This window comes from Sediminitomix flava (assembly GCF_003149185.1).
In the GTDB taxonomy this organism is placed as follows: domain Bacteria; phylum Bacteroidota; class Bacteroidia; order Cytophagales; family Flammeovirgaceae; genus Sediminitomix; species Sediminitomix flava.
The window spans coordinates 1,038,619-1,056,601 of the sequence record NZ_QGDO01000001.1 but is presented as its reverse complement, the minus strand read 5'-3'; the positions used below and the strand labels follow the sequence as shown (position 1 = coordinate 1,056,601).

Here is a 17,983-nt window from a genome sequence, read left to right as displayed (position 1 = left end):
TAAACCCAGAAATACGAATTATTTCTGGGTTTTATATCAAATTGATTTTAATAAAGATTAATTTATCGAATTTTAAGACGCATTCCCGATTTCAAGTCTTGTGCACTCTTAAAATTATTTAATTTCATAAGCTCAGAAACTTTCACACCATACTTTCTACTGATGCTGTAAAGTGTTTCTCCTTTCGATACTAGATGGTATGAAGTATGTGTTTTTGGAGCTTCTTCAACTGATTTTTTCTGAACCTCTTTTCCTTTAAAAACAATAATTCGATCTCCTGCATTGATCGATGCTCCATTCATTTCATTCCATGCTTGTAGTTGCTTTGTAGATACTTTGTATTTTCTACTAATGCTGTAAAGTGTTTCTCCTTTTTGGATGGTATGCCATTTTGTATTTGCACCTTCGGCCACAACATAAGTACCATCATCATCTAACTTTACATCAGGAATGGCTTCAGAAGCAATTTCATCCTCTGTTTTTTCTTTAGAAGAACGAATCAGTAACTTTTGACCAGCCTTTATATCATCTACATTTTTAAGCTTATTGATAGCTACAATTTCCTTCGCAGAGATATTGTACTTTCTAGAAATAGCACTTAAAGTTTCACCACGTTTTACAATGTGGTAATTTGGTTTAGCTATTTCTTCAGTTTTAGGCTTAGTCACTTTTTCTCCTTGCTTTGTGAGGTAAACCTTAGAGCCAAGGCTCAATGAAGACGGATTCAAGTTAGGATTTAGCCTCATCAAATCTGCAGGCTTCTTATTGTACTTTCTTGCAATACCATAGAAGGTATCTCCTGTTTGTACAATATGGAAATCTTTTGCATTGACTTTTGGCTTTTCTACTACATTATTCTCCTCTTGCTTTGGTGCTGTTGTCTTTTCCCCTTCTTCGGCAATTGTTTCCTCTACTTTTTCTTTTGGCTCAGAAGCTGAAGGAATACTATTTGAACTCATTGGTTTTACGATGAGTTTATCTCCTTTTTTCACCTGTCGGCTTTGTAAGCTATTCCACATGATGATTTTAGAGCTTTTTACCTCGTAATGAGCTGCAATTGAATTCAAATCTTCACCATCTCTTACAATATGAATGATTGTGCCGTCAGCCAATACTTCATTCTCAACTTCTTCAATGAAGATAGCATTTCCCGTAGGCTCATCTTTTTGAAAATTCGATGGAGCTTTAACTCTAATTTTTTGCCCAACAGCAACACCGCCATCTTCGCCTAACTCGTCTTTATTCCAAGCTCTGAGGTCAATGATCGTGACATTGTAAAGTCTTGAGATAGAAAGAAGGTTTTCATCTGTTTTAACAGTGTGATAAGTTGCATTTAAGTCAACCTCTTCTACATCTTCTTCAACTCTAAGAATTGTATCTTCTTCTTTTTGGGAGTCATTTGAAGGTTCTTGTGTGATAACTTCTCCCTCAACCGTTTCTTCTTCAATTTCTTCATACTCAATTGGAGCACTAGATGGACGGCGTTTTTTCAACCAAAGAACTCTACCTTTCTTGATGAGTTCATGTGGTAGCATACGGTTATTTCTGACCAATTTCTTTTTACGAATACCCAATCGTTGAGAGACCATCCATAAGCCCTTGTCTTCTGTGACAGTGAAGAAGTCTGTAAGTCCTTTACGACGCTTACGCTTCAAATAATAAATTTGTCCTGCTTGTAGCTCATCAAACTTCTCCAATTCGTTGTACTTACGAAGTTTAGAAATTGAAACACCTACAGCTTTAGAGATATCTTGTAGTTTTTGTCCTTTTTGAGCAATGATAGCTGGTAAACCATTGGCAAATGCTCTTACAACTTGTATACCTCCTAGCTCAATAACTTCAACAGATTGTAGGTCTGGATATGCATCGCCTTCAAAAATATATTCGAAACCATCGTTAGTATTTTCTTCCACCTCATTGCTTACATAATAATCTTGAGAACGAGGAGTTCCAAAAATATCTGAAGCATCTAGTAGTTTATGCTTTTGTTTGTATTTAGCGATATCATTAACCTCTACGGGTAAAATGAAGTAGTAATCTTGATCTGAAGGTACTTTTCCCTTTAACAACCAATAGTTATGATCTCTAATCGTTGCTTCGTTGATCTTGGTCTCTTTGGCTATTGAACTAATAGACTTTCCAGAAACATTAGGGTAGATCAGAAGCTGTACTGTTGGCGTGTTTTCTCTTCTGCCAACATAATGCTCAAATGCAATCTTATGAGCTAAGAAATGAATGATGTATTGATGAGAGTTTTTATCTAAAGTGATATGTCTAGCAAGTAGTTCTTGTTCTCTTACTGTTCTTTTAGCTCCAGTTAGTCCTAGGTTATAAGAGAGTAAAGTATAAAGCCAGTTATCTAACACATTGTTGTTTTTTCTTAGGTAAGAAGCCGCTCCATAGGTTGCAGAGACGATATTTTTACGTTGATCAATGACATTATCGACACGCATACCATTCTCTAAAGCTGTAAAGTCTTTGAATTGCCAAAAACCTACCGCATTTGCTGAAGAAATTGCATAAGGTAAAAGCGCACTTTCTTGAAGAGCTAGGTATTTGAAATCGTCTGGAATGTTTTCTTCTGCAAAAATTGCTTCGATATATGGGAAGTAACGATCGCATCGGCTTACGTATTCCATAAAATGACGCTCGCTTTTCATTAAGGAGTTTACTTTATGGCTGATGCGTTCGCGTGCTCCAGGGCTTAAACTTAAAGTTACGTCAGCAAATTGAACAACAGGAGGTACTGGTACTGTTGGTAACTGTGCCCATGTTAGTGTTGCCCATAGAATAAAAGTAAGGGTCGATAAAAAACTTTTCATAAGAAGTTGTCCGCTTAAGATCTTAAATGGTTCGTTTTAGCTTTTATTACCTTTGGTAAAAGTAACAGATGCATTTACTTTTTACATGCAATCAGTAAGCCATCTCTGATTGGAAGGAAAACATTTTCAACACGAGGATCATCTTGAACTTTCTTGTTGAAGTCTCTGATGACTTGTGTTTTTTTGTCATTTGCATTTTCATCGTAAACTTTTCCTTTCCAAATCACATTGTCTGCAATAATCAGCCCACCTGTGCGGACTTTATCAATTACTAGTTCAAAGTATTTGTCGTAGTTTCCTTTATCTGCATCTATAAAAACAAGGTCAAGGGTATCGTCAATTTCAGGAAGAATGTCTAGGGCATTTCCGAAACGAAGGTCTAGCTTGTCAGAGAGTTTAGCTTCTTCAAAGTATTTACGAATCATTTCTTCCAATTCTTCATTGACTTCAAGAGTGTACAATTTTCCACCTTCTGATAATCCTCGTGCCAAGCAAATTCCAGAATAGCCCGTGAATGTACCAATTTCCAGAATGCGTTTTGCATTCATGCTCCTAGCTAAAATTGTAAGTAGTTGCCCTTGTAAGTGCCCAGAAACCATATGGGCTTGAGTTACTTTAAGATAGGTTTCTCTTTCTAACTTTCGAAGTACTTCATCTTGAAGCGATGTATGATCGTCTACATACTTTTCGAGTGCTTTGTTAGCAAGTGTATTCATAGGATGAATTGAATCGTAAACTGTTCTTGTTCTTACGTTATGAACTGCAATTTTACGAAAAATCGTGGCATTTATGGGTTTTCAGGCACTAGAACTTGTTAAATGAAATGAACATTGAGGCTTGGGAAATAAAAAAAGGCTCGCTTCCGGAGAAGTGAGCCTTTAATATTTTGATCTTTTTTCAGCTTATTCAGCGTCTTGTGTTGATTCCCCTGCTGGAGTTTCCTCACCAGTAGTTGGAACTTCCAAGCTAGTGGCTGGTGCTTCAACACTTTCAATAGTGTTAGAGACGTTTACGTTTCCGCTTTCAGTAGGATCGATAAACATGTTTACGCCTACAGAAAGAACCATCATAAGAGCAGCAAGCACCCAAGTTGCTTTTTCAATGCCGTCCATAGTTCTACGTGCTCCAATCATCTGAGTGGCACCACCCATACCGGTTAATCCACCGCCTTTAGAATCTTGAGCCAACACGACCAATACGAGTAAAACAGCAATTACAATAATTACTGCGATGATGAAAGTTGTCATATATATAATGTTAATCTAAAAAATTAACTTTCCTTTTTAATTTCTGATATACAGCTTGCAAAGTAAGACTTTTTATCGGGATTTTTCAAGATTAATTCCTCATAAATGTGTATAGCCTCTTTATATTTTCTTTGTTTAACTAAAATCTTTGCAAAATTTTCGGATGGATTAAACATAAAATGATTTGAAGTTTGACCAGCTAAGTCTTGAATGTCTTTTTTCAATTCATCTCTATCAATGTTAATCCTAGGTTTTTCATTAATGAAATTATTAATGATCACCTTTTTTTCTTCCATCTCCATTTTCTCCTCTTTTTCCTCTAATTCTTCCAAATGTTCAGGGAACATTTCTTTATGAAGTTCAAATGCCCACGAATCATCTGTGCTCAATTTTTTATGATCAACTGAACTCCCTTTACCAAATGGATTAAACAATGGAAGTTCTTCTTCACTTTCCTCAGAAAGTTGTTCTGTTTTAGTTTCCGTTCCGTTTATTTCTTTATCTACATCCTCAGACTGTTCCGCTTTGAGTTCTTCTCGCATCATTTCGAGACCTTTCAAGCGGTTGACCATATCTGAAGCCCAAATTTCTCCAATATCATCATCTTTGACAACGAGTTCATCATTTTCTTCTTCTACAGGACTAGGAGTAGAAGTCGGAATGTTTTCCTCGATTGCTTCAGGTTCTTGTTCTTCAAAAAGAGATGTTCGGATTTGTTCTGACTTTTCTTCCTCTTCTACATTTGAAAGTAAAAAGGCTAAAACACCACCTTCTTCAGAGGGTTCTGAAGCAGATGTTTGCTCCGAATGATTTTCACTTTCACGACTTGTAGTGGAAGACGCTTCTACATGTTCTTCTACCAGAGTAGTAACTTCTTTTTCTTGTACTGTACTTTCTTGGGTTTGTACTTTAGAATTGTCGGCCAATCTTTCGAATGCATTAATGCTTTCCGTCTGAATGTCCAGTTTTTGAACATTGTGAAGGTTTACATTTGCATTAAAATCTTCGTTGATAAGTGCCTTTAATGCCGAACGATTGACTGAGTAAGCAGCAGCTTTCTTGATCTGATCTGTATCAGTTCGGTCAGATAAAGCCAATAAAACTTGAGGGGCTTGAAAATAAGGGTATTTTTTAGTCAGTTTAACTAAATCTTCTTTATGTTCAAGTGATACATCCTGAGGATTCATCAGCAATTCTGAAAAAAGTAATCTGTCCACGAGCCAACCTATTTTAATAGTTTCTGAAGCGAAAGAAAGTACAAAATACTAAAATAGTAATTTTGTGAGATTCTTTTGCATAAAGAAATCTCAAAAATTACTACTTCAGTATCATGACTTGATAATAAAACAGTTACAATAAAGAAACAGTGTCTTCTTCGTTCGTTAATCTTACCAAGTAGCAACCGATGCGTTGAATACATCGAAGTAAATTTGCTCGAAGATTACGTCTAAGGCCTCTGCTTCAACCGATGTAATATTCTGACTTGCTTCAAAGTCGAAATAGAACGAGAAGTTTTGGTCAAAGTTTGCCTGATCGTCATAATTGTTGACAAAATTTACTTTTACTGTAATGGTCAAACGTTGAAAATCGGCATTTTCCAATTCACTCGCACCAGGAGAAATTGGTGTAATTCTGTAACCTGTTACTGTTCCTTCAAACTGAAGATCTCCTTGCTCGCCTTGTGGAACTAGGGTAAGTGGCGTATTTCTGGCCATATAATCCCTAAAACCATCTGAAAATACAATTCCCATGTTTGATGGTCCATCGGGTGCTCTGTTGTCAAAAGTCTCAACAGAAAATGTTTTTACGTTCGGGTCTAGGTTTACCCCAGAAAACGTGAATCGGAATCCTGTACAAGCATTGCACAGCAATAAAATTCCGATAAAGGTGAAGTATTTAAAAAAGTGGTTTAGCCTCTTCATCTTAATCCTCAATCTCATATTGTTTGATTTTTCTATATAGCGTACGTTCAGAGATACCAAGATCTCTAGCCGCATATTTTCGTTTGTTGTTATTCTTTCTTAGTGCTTTTACAATCATCTCTTTCTCTTGTTTCTGAAGAGAGAAAGATTCGTCCTCAGTTTCATGAATGATATCTTCAACTTTGTCGTAATCTACCGCTTTACGTGGTTCGATACGCTCTTCAGAAGGTTGAATCATGTAAGTTGAAGGAAGAGAAGGTGTCGTTGGTTGAACCGTTGGTACTTCTTCTATCAGATGATTTGAATCGTAAGCATCATCAGTCTCAATATCGTTGAAAAGGTGATGATTATCTTTAATCAGTTGTGGAGCCGCCTGTCCTCCTTCTTGCGCCATCTGCAATACCATCTTTTTAAGTTCTGTCATGTCTTTTCGCATATCAAACAGAACTTTGTATAGCAGGTCACGTTCATTGAGCCCTTTGTCTTCTTCCTTGTTTGGAACTAAGGCAGGCATCATTCTACGCGATTCACTCGGTAAGTATTTACTGATGGTAGTCGCATCTATATTTCTATCGATTTCGAGTACAGAAACTTGTTCAACTAAGTTTTTTAGCTGACGAATGTTTCCAGGAAATCTGAAGTTTAAAACTATTTCTTTTGCCTCGTCAGTCAGCATAATTGGCTTTACGCGATATCTTTCGGCAAAGTCACTAGCAAACTTTCTAAACAGTAATAATATATCGTTTTCTCGTTCTCTTAATGGAGGAACTATGATAGGTACAGTATTAAGTCGGTAGTAAAGGTCTTCTCTAAATTTCCCTTTTTCAACCTGTTCCATCAGATCACGGTTTGTGGCAGCAACCACACGTACATCTGTCTTTTGAACTTTTGAAGAACCGACACGAATGAATTCTTTATTTTCTAAAACCCTCAATAAACGTGTTTGCGTTTTGAGTGGCATTTCGCCTATTTCATCTAAGAAAATTGTACCGCCATTAGTTACCTCAAAATATCCTTTACGAGCTTCTTGAGCACCTGTAAATGCGCCTTTTTCATGTCCAAATAACTCTGAGTCTATTGTTCCTTCAGGAATAGCTCCACAGTTGATCGCGATAAATTGTCCATGTTTGCGCTGACCAAGCTGATGTATTATTTTGGAAAAGGATTCCTTACCACTACCATTTTCACCAGTGATGAGAACTGTAAGGTCAGTACTAGCCACTTGCACAGCTACTTGAATAGCATGATTGAGTTTGGGTGAGTTTCCGATAATTCCGAAACGCTGCTTAACGGATTGTATTTCTTGATCGTACACGGTTATTAATTTTGATCTGACTAAATGACACTGACAAATATGCAGATTTATAGTGATAATTCACAGAAAAAATAGCAAAGTGTCCATGCATTTTAAAGTATTTTAGCTGGGATTAATAATCATTGAAAATTTGACCCGAAATTCACTCAACTTTCAATGCATTTAAACATTCTCAAAAAAGTGATTTAGCCCAAATTCTTATGAAAGTTTTTGAAAAACCTTTGCCAACCTACATATCAGGATTTTTCCCGCAAGATTACGAAAAGGAACCTTTTGATCTAGATAAATTTCTTCAACAAGTATTTACAGATTCTAAAATTGATTTTTCAAAAGCTGTAATCGATCGGCAAAGCAGTGATCATACCTATATTTTGGTGAAGTTTAAGTATGATGATGTCGCTTTGTTGTTGTTGAGTCATAAATATTTTCCTGTGATGGCTATTTCCAAAAATAACTTTGGAAGTTTTGAGTTTTTGGATATTCCAGAGTTGGTGGAAGCATTTTTTCAGAAATCTGTAAAAGTACTTTCAAAAGCTACTCTTGAAACTCCCGTCAACGGACATCATCCTACTTGTGTTCAGTTAGTAAAAGATTTGGCTGATATCGAATTTGCCGAATTTGCATTTTATGAGCCAAAATACATTTCAGATATTGTTTTTAATCGTTGGAAAAAATAAGCCTTATGAAACAGACAACACTACATATTCTTAATGGAGATTCTACTGCTGAAATTTTCAAGCAAACAGCGATTGAAGGAGATATTTGTGTTTGTCGAGAAGTATTGTGCGATGGGCCATTGAGTAAAAAACTTTTTGATCGTCCATTTTGGGAAATGAGATCAAATTTCTTTCAAGATTACTTTGAGGTTGATGCACTAGAATATGTAGCAAAAAGCAGTGAGACATTTAAGAATCTGCATCATATAAATGATTATCAGCAGGTTTATTTATGGTTTGAGTATGATTTATTCTGTCAGATGAATATGCTAGCTGTTTTGGCTTTCATAGCTGAAAATTTAAAGGAGGGAGTAAGCCTTCAATTGATTTGTACGGGCTATGATGAATCAGAAAATAAATGGAAGACACTGAGTGATTTTTCTCCTAAAGCATATTCAAAATTAATGAGTAACAGCCTTGAAATTTCTATGGCTGACCTTCAGCTTATTTCAAGAGTTTGGAAGTATTATTTAGCACAAGACTATAAAGCTATTTTTAATTTAGAAAATGAGTGCAAGCTTAGTTTTCCATACTTAATTCCAGCGCTCAAACTTCAAATGAAGAGGTATCCATCGGTAGTTAATGGTTTAAGTGAGTTAGAAAATTCGATGCTGACTTTTGTTCAGAAACATAATGGAATACCCGATAGGAAAATTGTCCGAGAAATGCTTTTGACCAAAGATCAATATGGTTTAGGTGATCTTCAGTATTTCAATTATATGGATAAGTTAGCTGTGTTTTTTGATCAAAAAGATGAAGAGGTTTCTTTGAATGAGCTTGGTCTTAAAGTGTTGAATGGAGAGAAATTTATTTTCGATAAGATGAAAGATTACCCTTTTCCAGCCGATGACTATTCATACAATCCGATGACTGAGACTTTAGATAAATAACATGAGCTTACTTAAATGCTTTGACTAATTTAAAACTTTGCATTCCGATATTTTCACATCGTTGTTTTGCATAATCTGGCTGCATCGCAAGTTCTTTTGAACAAGGTTCTGTTTGAATGGAAAATAATGCTGTAAAATGTTGATTTAATCCTTCAATAGCATCAAGGTCAATTACCCCTCCAATTCCGATGACAGGTGTATTGTGTTTCATACAGATTTTAGCAATTCCGACAGGTACTTTACCTTGCAAGGTTTGTTTGTCTAATTTACCTTCTCCTGTGTAAACCAAATCTGCGTTTTTTATATGCTCTTCTAAGCCTATATTCTCAATAATTAGCTCAATTCCCGATTTGATCTTTGCATTGAGCAATGCGACTAATCCTCCTCCAACTCCACCAGCAGCGCCAGCACCTTCAATCGGATTAATGTCAATTCCAATTTCTTTTTTAATGACTTCTGAAAAAGAAACCAGACCTCGATCAAGTATTTCAACGTCTTCTCTTGTTGCACCTTTTTGAGGTGAAAAAATATATGCAGCACCATTTTTTCCACTGAAAGGGTTTTGAACATCACAAGCAAGTGTGAAAGTACATTCATCTAAATATTCAATCACTTGAGAATTATCTATGTAGCAAATGCTTTCCAAAATTTGCCCACCTTCTTTTTCGATGACTGATTTGTCATGATCTAGAAATTGAAACCCAAGAGCTTTCAATAAACCTGTAGCTGCATCATTTGTAGCACTTCCTCCTAAGCCAATGATAAAATTGCGATATCCTTCTTCTATTGCTTTTTTTAGGAGCAAACCTGTTCCAAAAGTAGAGGTAATCAGAGGGTTTTGTTCTTCTTTGGTAAGTAACTCCAAACCCGAAGCTTGTGCTAGTTCAATGATGACGGTGTTAGTTTTTAGAATTCCATATTCAGCATCGATTCTTCGTCCGAGAGGATCGAGTGTCGATAGCTTAACTCTGTTTTTTAAACTGTCATTAAACGCATTTAAAGTTCCTTCACCACCATCAGCTAAGCTTCTTTGGGTAATAGAAATACAGCTATCCACTTTAGAGATGCCTGTAGCAATAGCTTCTGATATTTCGGAAGAATTCAAACATTCCTTAAAGCTGTCTATGGCAATTAAGATATTCATGTTATTCTATTTAACTTGAGCTGAATATGACTTTTTATAAGTAATTTTTGAAGGATTTCGAAAAGCTTTTGGAAGATACTACTTATCAATATAATTTGTGGATTCATTTCTTAGTTATATACAGTAGAAGTATCTTAAATAATACTGATATTAAGAAAAAAGACTTTTTTGGGAAGCATGGGAGAGGTGAACTTCTAATGTTTATGTTTTTAAACATAATAAAGTATGAAGACTAATCAAGAGGATAAGAAAATTGTTAAAGGAAAAACCAATATTTTGATTCTACTAATTGCAGTATTATTACTCATTAATGGAATGCAATGGTTTTATAATGATTATCTTCAGTTAGAGGATGAAAAGATACTTGTAAACAAAGAGCTAGAGCTTGTTAACACCTATGATAAATTAGACTCTATCTCGAATGAACTTCATGCCAAAATCAGAGAAATTGAGGAACTTAATGGAAATGTGGATGCGCTGATGATGATTAAGGAAGATTTGGAGAAAGAAAAGCAAACCCTAAAAGTCTCACAAAACCTCACTTCTGAAGAATTTGAAAATATCAGGCTGAAAGTTCAGCACTACGAAGCCCTTCTATTGCAAAAAGAAAAAGATATCCTATCCTTAAATCATAGATTCCAGCAACTGACAGATGAGAATGATTCATTGAAAATTGCTCAAAGTAATATGAAGGCTCAAATCAAAGAGTTGGAATCTGAAAATAGTCATCTGACACAATTAGTAGAGGAAGCTTCTATTTTGAGAGCGACAGCTATTCAGTTTACGGGTAAAAATAACAAAGGCAGTTTCTTTGACGCAGATGTTTTCAACCCTAGAAAAACTGAACTGATCAAAATTCTATTTACACTCGAACAAAACCCACTGATTGATCAAGGGCCGAAAGAAATTATTCTCAGACTTATTGAGCCAGGAGGAGCTGTGATTTATCAGCAGAATTCATCTGGTAAATTTAAGGTGAAGGAGAAGGAGCTATTTTATACCGACAAGAAAAAAATTGAATATCCGAATACTTTGAATAATGAGTTTGGCCTTGACTGTACCCGAACATTATTAGTTAAAGGTAAATATACAGTTGAGCTTTATTCTAAAGAGTCTAAAATCGGAGAGTCCAATTTTATGGTTCAATAGCTTTCGAAAACACATGTATACGAAATTACTGTTTGTACTAAGTCTTTTCTCTTTTTTGGGTTGGGCTTGTCAAGAGCAAACAAAAAATAGAGCTACGGTAGAGGTCACTGACGAACGTGAGTCTGAGATTATTTGTGGAGCAGATCAGCTAGATGTTTATCTCCCTTCTCTTGAAGGAAAAAAGGTAGCTTTAGTTGTGAATCACACCTCAGTAGTGGATGGAACACATCTTGTCGATACTTTACTAAGTCGTGGAGTAAAAATCAAAACCATTTTTGCCCCAGAACATGGTTTTAGAGGAAAAGCTGATGCAGGTGCGAAAGTAAATGACAGTCTTGACCCTGAAACAGGTTTGCCTATTATTTCTCTTTATGGAAAGCTGAAAAAGCCTTCTATTGAGATGTTGAAAGATATTGATCTAGTCATCTTTGACATCCAAGATGTAGGAGTTCGATTCTATACTTACATAAGTACCATGTATTATGTAATGGAGGCTTGTGCCGAGCAAGGGAAAAAACTACTCATTTTAGACCGACCAAATCCATTAGGAGACTATACCGCAGGCCCTATTTTAAATCCCGATTTCAAATCTTTTGTAGGGATTGTACCCATACCTGTAGTACATGGGCTTACAGTTGGCGAGCTTGCGCAAATGATCAATGGGGAAAACTGGATGGAAACAGAAGCTAAATGTGACCTAGAAGTTGTAAAAGTCCAAAATTACGACCATCAGAAGCAATACATTCTTCCTATTAAACCTTCACCAAATCTTCCAAATCATCAATCGATCAGACTTTATCCGTCTTTGTGCTTTTTTGAGCCTACAGTGGTAAGTATTGGTAGAGGTACAAATTTCCCTTTTCAAGTTATTGGCTATCCCGATGAAAATCTTGGTGATTTTAGCTTTACACCTATTCCAATAAAAGGAGCGTCTATGTATCCGAAACTTCAAGATAAAAAGTGTTATGGGCTAGATCTTCGCAATTCTGGAGACGCTAAGTTTACGCTTTCTTATTTTATGGATTGGTATCAAAAAATGGATAGTCTAGGGCATGAGAAATTTATAGATCGTCCGAAGTTTATGGATTTATTAGCTGGTACAGATGTATTGAGGAAGCAAATAGAGTCGGGAACTTCTTTAAAAGAAATTGAAGATTCTTGGACTTCTGACCTTGCAGCTTACAATCAGATGAGAGAAAAATACCTTCTTTACCCTAATTAGTCCGACTTTTTAGAATTGACAAACAAACATAAAATACTTCTAATCTAATTTTTAATTATGGAGCTACAACAGATTTCACCAAGCTTAACCATTGGAGTGGTTGTATGTTATTTTTTATTTTTATTGGGGATTTCATACTGGACGAGTAGGTCTTCTGATGAAGCTACATTCTTTACAGGGAATCGAAAATCGCCTTGGTATTTGGTTGCTTTCGGGATGATTGGAGCTTCACTTTCGGGTGTAACCTTTATTTCGGTACCGGGTGAAGTCGGGAATTCGTCATGGCATTATTTACAATTTGTCATGGGTAATGTAGTTGGATATTGGCTTATTGCTTTGGTACTTATACCTATTTTTTACCGATTAGAATTGGTTTCTATTTATGAGTTTCTGAAAGAACGATTTGGCGTGTCTAGCTATAAAACAGGTTCTTTCTATTTTTTACTTTCCCAAACGATCGGAGCTTCTTTCCGACTTTTTCTTGCAGCTAGTGTACTTCAAATTGCCATTTCAGATCATTTTGGCATTCCTTTCTGGATGACCGTCTTAATGACATTGCTTTTGATTTGGTTGTATACTTACAAATCAGGAATAAAAACAATAGTCTGGACAGATACCCTTCAAACATTTTTTCTATTATCGGCAGTTGTATTAACCATTGTATTTTTAGCTTCTAAATTGGAATTGTCTGATCATTTATGGCAAAGCATTTCTTCAAGAGAAGAATCCACGATTTTCAATTGGGATTGGAGATCTAAGAACTTCTTTTGGAAGAAATTTATTGCAGGTGTTTTTATAGCAATTGCAATGAATGGCTTAGATCAGAATGTGATGCAAAAGAACTTGACATGTCGTTCTATGAAAGATGCCCAACGAAATATCATTTGGTTCTCTTTAGCCTTTTTTGTAGCAACTATTTTATTCTTGTCCTTAGGTGTACTCTTGTATCAATATGGTGATGCTTTTCAGATTCAATTGCCTACGAAAACAGACGAAATATACCCGTTTTTAGCCATGAATTACTTTGGAGAAAGTATTGCAATCCTCTTTTTACTTGGGATTACTGCTGCGGCTTTCTCTAGTGCGGATTCTGCATTGACAGCACTGACCACCTCTTTCTGTGTAGATTTCTTAAACCATAGCTATAAACCAAGTAAACATGAAGTGCAGGTACGCAGAATGGTTCATGTTGGTTTCTCCGCCTTGGTCTTTGCAGTGATTGTCATCTTTAGAATTCTACAAGATGATAGTGTGGTAACTACTGTATTTAAGGTGGCAGGTTATACCTACGGACCTTTGTTGGGCTTATTTGCATTCGGTTTGTCTAATAAACGAGTAATCAAAGATAAGTGGGTGCCTCTGATTTGTATTTTATCACCCTTACTTTCTTGGGTACTGAATACTTACTCACAAGAGTTGTTCTGGGGATACCAATTTGGTTTTGAAATATTGTTAGTAAATGCAGTCTTTACAATGATAGGACTTTGGATAGTGTCAAGTCGAAAAGAATTAAGGAGTTAACCAATTTAAGAGAACAGCAAAAATAAACCCCTTCTATTAGAAATACTTAAAGTTTCTGATAGAAGGTTTTTTTATATATACCTGATCAGTACTAGGACAAAAGAGAACGAGTGTAGCTATCCTTAGAGTTAACGAAGTGATCTAAGGATTTCTCGGTGAAAGCTGGAGTCTTTAGACTTCAAAATTGGCTAAAAATTTGAGTCTGAAGAACTGCTTCCGCCTCTCTATCCATTTGTGAGTTCTTAGAGAAAAAACTCTAAGAACAGTTAAGTTTTATCTCGAAATAGATGCCCACCTACTTGTGTTTAGCTTAATTCTTAGAAAGTTGATCTATAATTTCAATTGCTTTTAGCATACCTGTACTCGCTTTTTCTTCTATAAAATGAATCCCTAACACACCGCCTATATCGGGTTTGTTAGGATCCACTACAATGATTGGAGTCTCTTGTTTGGTAGAGTGAATCAAACCTGCGGCAGGATAAACAAGCATAGATGTGCCAACAATAAGAAATATGTCGGCTTCTTCTGTAATCTCTGCAGCTTTTTCGATCATTGGTACAGCTTCACCAAACCATACGATGTTTGGTCGTAGTTGTGAGCCTTTTTCACATTTATCTCCAATCAGAATATCCCCTTCTATATCATAAACCAGTCTTTCATCGAGTGTACTTCTGGCTTCAAATAAAGAGCCATGAAGATGAACTACTTTAGACGAACCAGCGCGTTCATGAAGATCATCTACATTCTGAGTAATGACAGTTACTTCGTGTTTTTTCTCTAATTCGGCTAAAAGTAAATGTCCTTTATTTGGAGCTGCTTGCTTCGCATTTTGCCTTCTCTCATTGTAGAATTGTAAGACAAGTTCTTTGTCCTTTCTCCAAGCGTCATAAGTTGCCACATCATTAATGTCATATCCTGCCCACAATCCATCAGACGCCCTAAAGGTAGGGATTCCACTTTCAGCACTTATGCCTGCTCCTGTTAAGACTACAATTTTCATATCAATAGAAATTAAAGAATTGAATAGTGAATGATTTGTCTATAAAAGATGTGTAATAGATAAAAAGAGACTATAAATAAAGTCAATAAAATTGAGCTTTTAGAGCTTAAATAAAAAAAGAGGCTAACTCATGAAATGAGATAGCCTCGCGATACTATTAAAAGTGGTGCTGAGTGGATTCGAACCACCGACTCACGGATTTTCAGTCCGATGCTCTACCAACTGAGCTACAGCACCTAGTAATTTGTGCGGATGGAGGGAGTCGAACCCCCACGCCTTGCGGCGCTAGATCCTAAGTCTAGTGCGTCTACCAATTTCGCCACATCCGCATCTTTACTAATGCTTCGCAGATTATGTTTTTAGTCTTAAGCTGCCAAAAGACTTGTGGTGCTGAGTGGATTCGAACCACCGACTCACGGATTTTCAGTCCGATGCTCTACCAACTGAGCTACAGCACCTAGTAATTTGTGCGGATGGAGGGAGTCGAACCCCCACGCCTTGCGGCGCTAGATCCTAAGTCTAGTGCGTCTACCAATTTCGCCACATCCGCATCTTTACTAATGCTTCGCAGATTATATTTTTAGTCTTAAGCTGCCAAAAAGACTTGTGGTGCTGAGTGGATTCGAACCACCGACTCACGGATTTTCAGTCCGATGCTCTACCAACTGAGCTACAGCACCTAGTAATTATGTGCGGATGGAGGGAGTCGAACCCCCACGCCTTGCGGCGCTAGATCCTAAGTCTAGTGCGTCTACCAATTTCGCCACATCCGCATCTTTACTAATGCTTCGCAGATTATGTTTTTAGTCTTAAGCTGCTAAAAAGACTTGTGGTGCTGAGTGGATTCGAACCACCGACTCACGGATTTTCAGTCCGATGCTCTACCAACTGAGCTACAGCACCTTTTAAAAGAATGCTTTTAATATGATGATCATCTTGTGGTGCTGAGTGGATTCGAACCACCGACTCACGGATTTTCAGTCCGATGCTCTACCAACTGAGCTACAGCACCTTTAAAAGTAATGCTTTTATATGATGACCATTTTGTGGTGCTGAGTGGATTCGAACCACCGACTCACGGATTTTCAGTCCGATGCTCTACCAACTGAGCTACAGCACCTTTAAAAGGCTGCTTTTTATGAAGACGATCATTTGTGGTGCTGAGTGGATTCGAACCACCGACTCACGGATTTTCAGTCCGATGCTCTACCAACTGAGCTACAGCACCTAGTAATTATGTGCGGATGGAGGGAGTCGAACCCCCACGCCTTGCGGCGCTAGATCCTAAGTCTAGTGCGTCTACCAATTTCGCCACATCCGCGTTGATCGCTTTCGTAAAAAGCGATGCAAAGGTGCGGATTTTTTTAATACTAGGCAAATGTATTTTTCTATTTTATTACTTGAAAATGTTCAATACAGGCCTAATGATTCATATTTTCGCAGACAACCACTCGGGCTAATGGATTGATTCTGAATAGGCTTTTTGAAGGGATTTCTTCACATAAAAAATATTTTCTGAGCTTGTGAATTTTTTTAAATATTCGCCCATTTTCCATTCTAAATATAGTCCCATCGTTCAATTCCTCTACATAATAAAGTTCTAAGCCTTCCAATGCAGGGTCTGGTTCTTCGTATTTTTCTAAAACTTTGAATAATTCAGCATCGGAAGCAGTAGATGCTTTTGGCTTTCTAATGTAATTGAGAAGAGCAGTTTTTATGTCAGAAGGAAAGATATCCATCTTTAAGAGAAGTCTGAGCAGTTCAGCAAATGTCTGTTGCCACTCTAGCCCATGAGGGAGAACACTGTTTCTATGATTATTCCAAACAATAAGATGAGCTACTTCATGTGTGAAGGTGATTAAGAAACTGTAAGGGTTTAAATCTCCATTTACTGAAATACGATGCCCTCTATTTTGGAATGGGTGTCGGTAATCTCCTCTTTTAGTACTACGAGGAGCAGCTACTTTTACCTGAATTTTATAATTGATCACCCAATCAGTGCATAATTCGACAGCTGAAGCTGGAAGATATTTAGCTAATTGTTCAGAAATTCGCGCTCTCATTAATACATAATCTATTTCACCGCTTAAATTTTAAAAAATTATCAATAAATAGGGATTATTTGTTGATATATTTAAAAATGTATCAAGCTAGTTTTTATCTTTGTTTCTTTACTAAGCGTGAATTTACGGGATTCATCGGCATTCTTAATTCAAAATAAGGGAAATTTAGGAGAAAAAGTATGGCAGATGCAAGATTAGAGGCTTTTGAGCGTCTATTGGATATCATGGATGAGTTGAGGGAGAAATGTCCTTGGGATCGAAAGCAGACAATGGAGTCACTTCGTCACTTGACATTGGAAGAAAGCTATGAACTTTCCGATGCTATACTAGACGGCGATTTGGAGGAGGTGAAAAAAGAACTCGGAGACTTAATGCTTCACCTTGTTTTTTACTCTAAAATAGGTTCTGAAAAAGAGGCTTTTACCATTACAGATGTATTGAATAGTATTTCTGACAAATTGGTAGAACGTCATCCTCACATTTATGGCGACGTAGAAGTTCAAGATGAAGAAGAGGTTAAAAGGAACTGGGAGTTGATAAAGCTCAAAGAGAAAGGAAACAAAAAAAAGAAAGTATTAGGAGGTGTTCCAAAATCTCAGCCAGCTCTTCTGAAAGCCATTAGAATTCAAGATAAAGCCAGCGGAGTGGGTTTTGATTGGGATAAAAGAAAAGATGTTTTCGATAAAGTAGTGGAAGAGATTAAAGAACTCGAACACGAAATAGAAGTAACAGGAAACACCGAGAAAACAGAAGAAGAATATGGCGATCTTCTTTTTGCTCTAATCAATTATGCCCGATTCATAGATGTAAATCCTGAAACAGCTTTAGAGAAAACGAATAAGAAGTTTATCAGACGTTTCAACTATGTGGAGGAACAGCTGATAGCACAAAATAAATCATTTGAAGATGTTTCTTTAGAAGATATGGATGCCTTGTGGAATGAGGCTAAGAAACTAGGTCTATAGAGAAACA

General features: G+C 36.6%; 15 protein-coding genes and 11 tRNA genes. 6 read left to right on the top strand and 20 right to left on the bottom strand.

All coding sequences use genetic code 11. The features are described from left to right. Nucleotides 1-62 precede the first annotated feature (62 nt). From BC781_RS04110 to BC781_RS04085, 6 genes are all read right to left on the bottom strand, one after another. Nucleotides 63-2,822 (bottom strand): LysM peptidoglycan-binding domain-containing protein, encoded by a 2,760-nt coding sequence (locus BC781_RS04110; RefSeq protein ID WP_109615954.1) that lies wholly within the window; start codon nucleotides 2,820-2,822, stop codon nucleotides 63-65. Nucleotides 2,823-2,896: 74 nt separating this feature from the next. After that, nucleotides 2,897-3,547, bottom strand: coding sequence for an O-methyltransferase (locus BC781_RS04105; protein WP_394342323.1), 651 nt, complete (start codon nucleotides 3,545-3,547; stop codon nucleotides 2,897-2,899). A 177-nt stretch (nucleotides 3,548-3,724) separates the two neighbouring features. Beyond that, nucleotides 3,725-4,069 (bottom strand): preprotein translocase subunit SecG, encoded by a 345-nt coding sequence (gene secG, locus BC781_RS04100; protein ID WP_109615952.1) that lies wholly within the window; start codon nucleotides 4,067-4,069, stop codon nucleotides 3,725-3,727. 23 nt (nucleotides 4,070-4,092) lie between these two features. Then, nucleotides 4,093-5,286, bottom strand: a complete 1,194-nt coding sequence (locus tag BC781_RS04095) for a hypothetical protein (protein WP_109615951.1) — start codon at nucleotides 5,284-5,286, stop codon at nucleotides 4,093-4,095. Nucleotides 5,287-5,457: 171 nt separating this feature from the next. Next, nucleotides 5,458-5,991, bottom strand: a complete 534-nt coding sequence (gene lptE, locus BC781_RS04090; RefSeq protein ID WP_109615950.1) for an LPS assembly lipoprotein LptE — start codon at nucleotides 5,989-5,991, stop codon at nucleotides 5,458-5,460. Between the two features lies 1 nt (nucleotide 5,992). Then, the gene (locus BC781_RS04085; RefSeq protein ID WP_109615949.1) at nucleotides 5,993-7,306 is read right to left on the bottom strand and encodes a sigma-54 interaction domain-containing protein; all 1,314 of its coding nucleotides are present in this window, start codon (nucleotides 7,304-7,306) and stop codon (nucleotides 5,993-5,995) included. 200 nt (nucleotides 7,307-7,506) lie between these two features. Between BC781_RS04085 and BC781_RS04080 the strand changes: the two genes are divergently transcribed. Next, nucleotides 7,507-7,983, top strand: coding sequence for a hypothetical protein (locus BC781_RS04080; protein ID WP_109615948.1), 477 nt, complete (start codon nucleotides 7,507-7,509; stop codon nucleotides 7,981-7,983). A 5-nt stretch (nucleotides 7,984-7,988) separates the two neighbouring features. Continuing rightward, nucleotides 7,989-8,912, top strand: coding sequence for a DUF1835 domain-containing protein (locus BC781_RS04075; protein WP_109615947.1), 924 nt, complete (start codon nucleotides 7,989-7,991; stop codon nucleotides 8,910-8,912). A gap of 7 nt (nucleotides 8,913-8,919) precedes the next feature. On the opposite strand, the gene BC781_RS04070 is transcribed toward BC781_RS04075, so the two are convergent. After that, complete coding sequence (locus tag BC781_RS04070) at nucleotides 8,920-10,056, bottom strand: glycerate kinase family protein (RefSeq protein ID WP_109615946.1); 1,137 nt, start codon at nucleotides 10,054-10,056, stop codon at nucleotides 8,920-8,922. Between the two features lie 225 nt (nucleotides 10,057-10,281). On the opposite strand from BC781_RS04070, the gene BC781_RS04060 reads away from it, so the two are divergent. Genes BC781_RS04060 through BC781_RS04050 form a run of 3 tightly spaced genes read left to right on the top strand, consistent with a single transcriptional unit; the run spans nucleotide 10,282 to nucleotide 13,948 of the window. Continuing rightward, a complete protein-coding gene (locus BC781_RS04060) occupies nucleotides 10,282-11,205 on the top strand; it encodes a hypothetical protein (RefSeq protein WP_109615944.1) in 924 nt (307 codons plus the stop codon). Nucleotides 11,206-11,218: 13 nt separating this feature from the next. Next, nucleotides 11,219-12,427, top strand: coding sequence for an exo-beta-N-acetylmuramidase NamZ family protein (locus BC781_RS04055; RefSeq protein ID WP_109615943.1), 1,209 nt, complete (start codon nucleotides 11,219-11,221; stop codon nucleotides 12,425-12,427). A 57-nt stretch (nucleotides 12,428-12,484) separates the two neighbouring features. After that, nucleotides 12,485-13,948 carry a sodium:solute symporter gene (locus BC781_RS04050; protein WP_317047226.1) on the top strand — a complete coding sequence of 488 codons (1,464 nt, stop codon included), beginning with the start codon at nucleotides 12,485-12,487 and terminating at the stop codon, nucleotides 13,946-13,948. 310 nt (nucleotides 13,949-14,258) lie between these two features. Here BC781_RS04050 and BC781_RS04045 read toward each other — a convergent pair whose 3' ends face one another. From BC781_RS04045 to BC781_RS03985, 13 genes are all read right to left on the bottom strand, one after another. Continuing rightward, nucleotides 14,259-14,948 carry an SIR2 family NAD-dependent protein deacylase gene (locus BC781_RS04045; RefSeq protein ID WP_109615942.1) on the bottom strand — a complete coding sequence of 230 codons (690 nt, stop codon included), beginning with the start codon at nucleotides 14,946-14,948 and terminating at the stop codon, nucleotides 14,259-14,261. A gap of 164 nt (nucleotides 14,949-15,112) precedes the next feature. Further along, nucleotides 15,113-15,185 (bottom strand) — tRNA-Phe (locus BC781_RS04040). A 10-nt stretch (nucleotides 15,186-15,195) separates the two neighbouring features. Beyond that, a tRNA-Leu gene (locus BC781_RS04035) sits at nucleotides 15,196-15,277 on the bottom strand. Between the two features lie 56 nt (nucleotides 15,278-15,333). Further along, nucleotides 15,334-15,406: transfer RNA gene (locus BC781_RS04030), tRNA-Phe, on the bottom strand. 10 nt (nucleotides 15,407-15,416) lie between these two features. After that, nucleotides 15,417-15,498, bottom strand: a tRNA-Leu gene (locus BC781_RS04025). 57 nt (nucleotides 15,499-15,555) lie between these two features. After that, a tRNA-Phe gene (locus BC781_RS04020) sits at nucleotides 15,556-15,628 on the bottom strand. 11 nt (nucleotides 15,629-15,639) lie between these two features. Next, nucleotides 15,640-15,721: transfer RNA gene (locus BC781_RS04015), tRNA-Leu, on the bottom strand. A gap of 57 nt (nucleotides 15,722-15,778) precedes the next feature. Further along, nucleotides 15,779-15,851 (bottom strand) — tRNA-Phe (locus BC781_RS04010). 36 nt (nucleotides 15,852-15,887) lie between these two features. Next, a tRNA-Phe gene (locus BC781_RS04005) sits at nucleotides 15,888-15,960 on the bottom strand. Between the two features lie 35 nt (nucleotides 15,961-15,995). Then, nucleotides 15,996-16,068 (bottom strand) — tRNA-Phe (locus BC781_RS04000). Between the two features lie 35 nt (nucleotides 16,069-16,103). Then, a tRNA-Phe gene (locus tag BC781_RS03995) sits at nucleotides 16,104-16,176 on the bottom strand. Nucleotides 16,177-16,187: 11 nt separating this feature from the next. Further along, nucleotides 16,188-16,269 (bottom strand) — tRNA-Leu (locus tag BC781_RS03990). Nucleotides 16,270-16,369: 100 nt separating this feature from the next. Continuing rightward, a complete protein-coding gene (locus tag BC781_RS03985; RefSeq protein WP_109615941.1) occupies nucleotides 16,370-17,011 on the bottom strand; it encodes a SprT family zinc-dependent metalloprotease in 642 nt (213 codons plus the stop codon). Nucleotides 17,012-17,190: 179 nt separating this feature from the next. Between BC781_RS03985 and mazG the strand changes: the two genes are divergently transcribed. Continuing rightward, nucleotides 17,191-17,976, top strand: a complete 786-nt coding sequence (gene mazG, locus BC781_RS03980) for a nucleoside triphosphate pyrophosphohydrolase (RefSeq protein WP_109615940.1) — start codon at nucleotides 17,191-17,193, stop codon at nucleotides 17,974-17,976. Nucleotides 17,977-17,983: the final 7 nt, after the last annotated feature.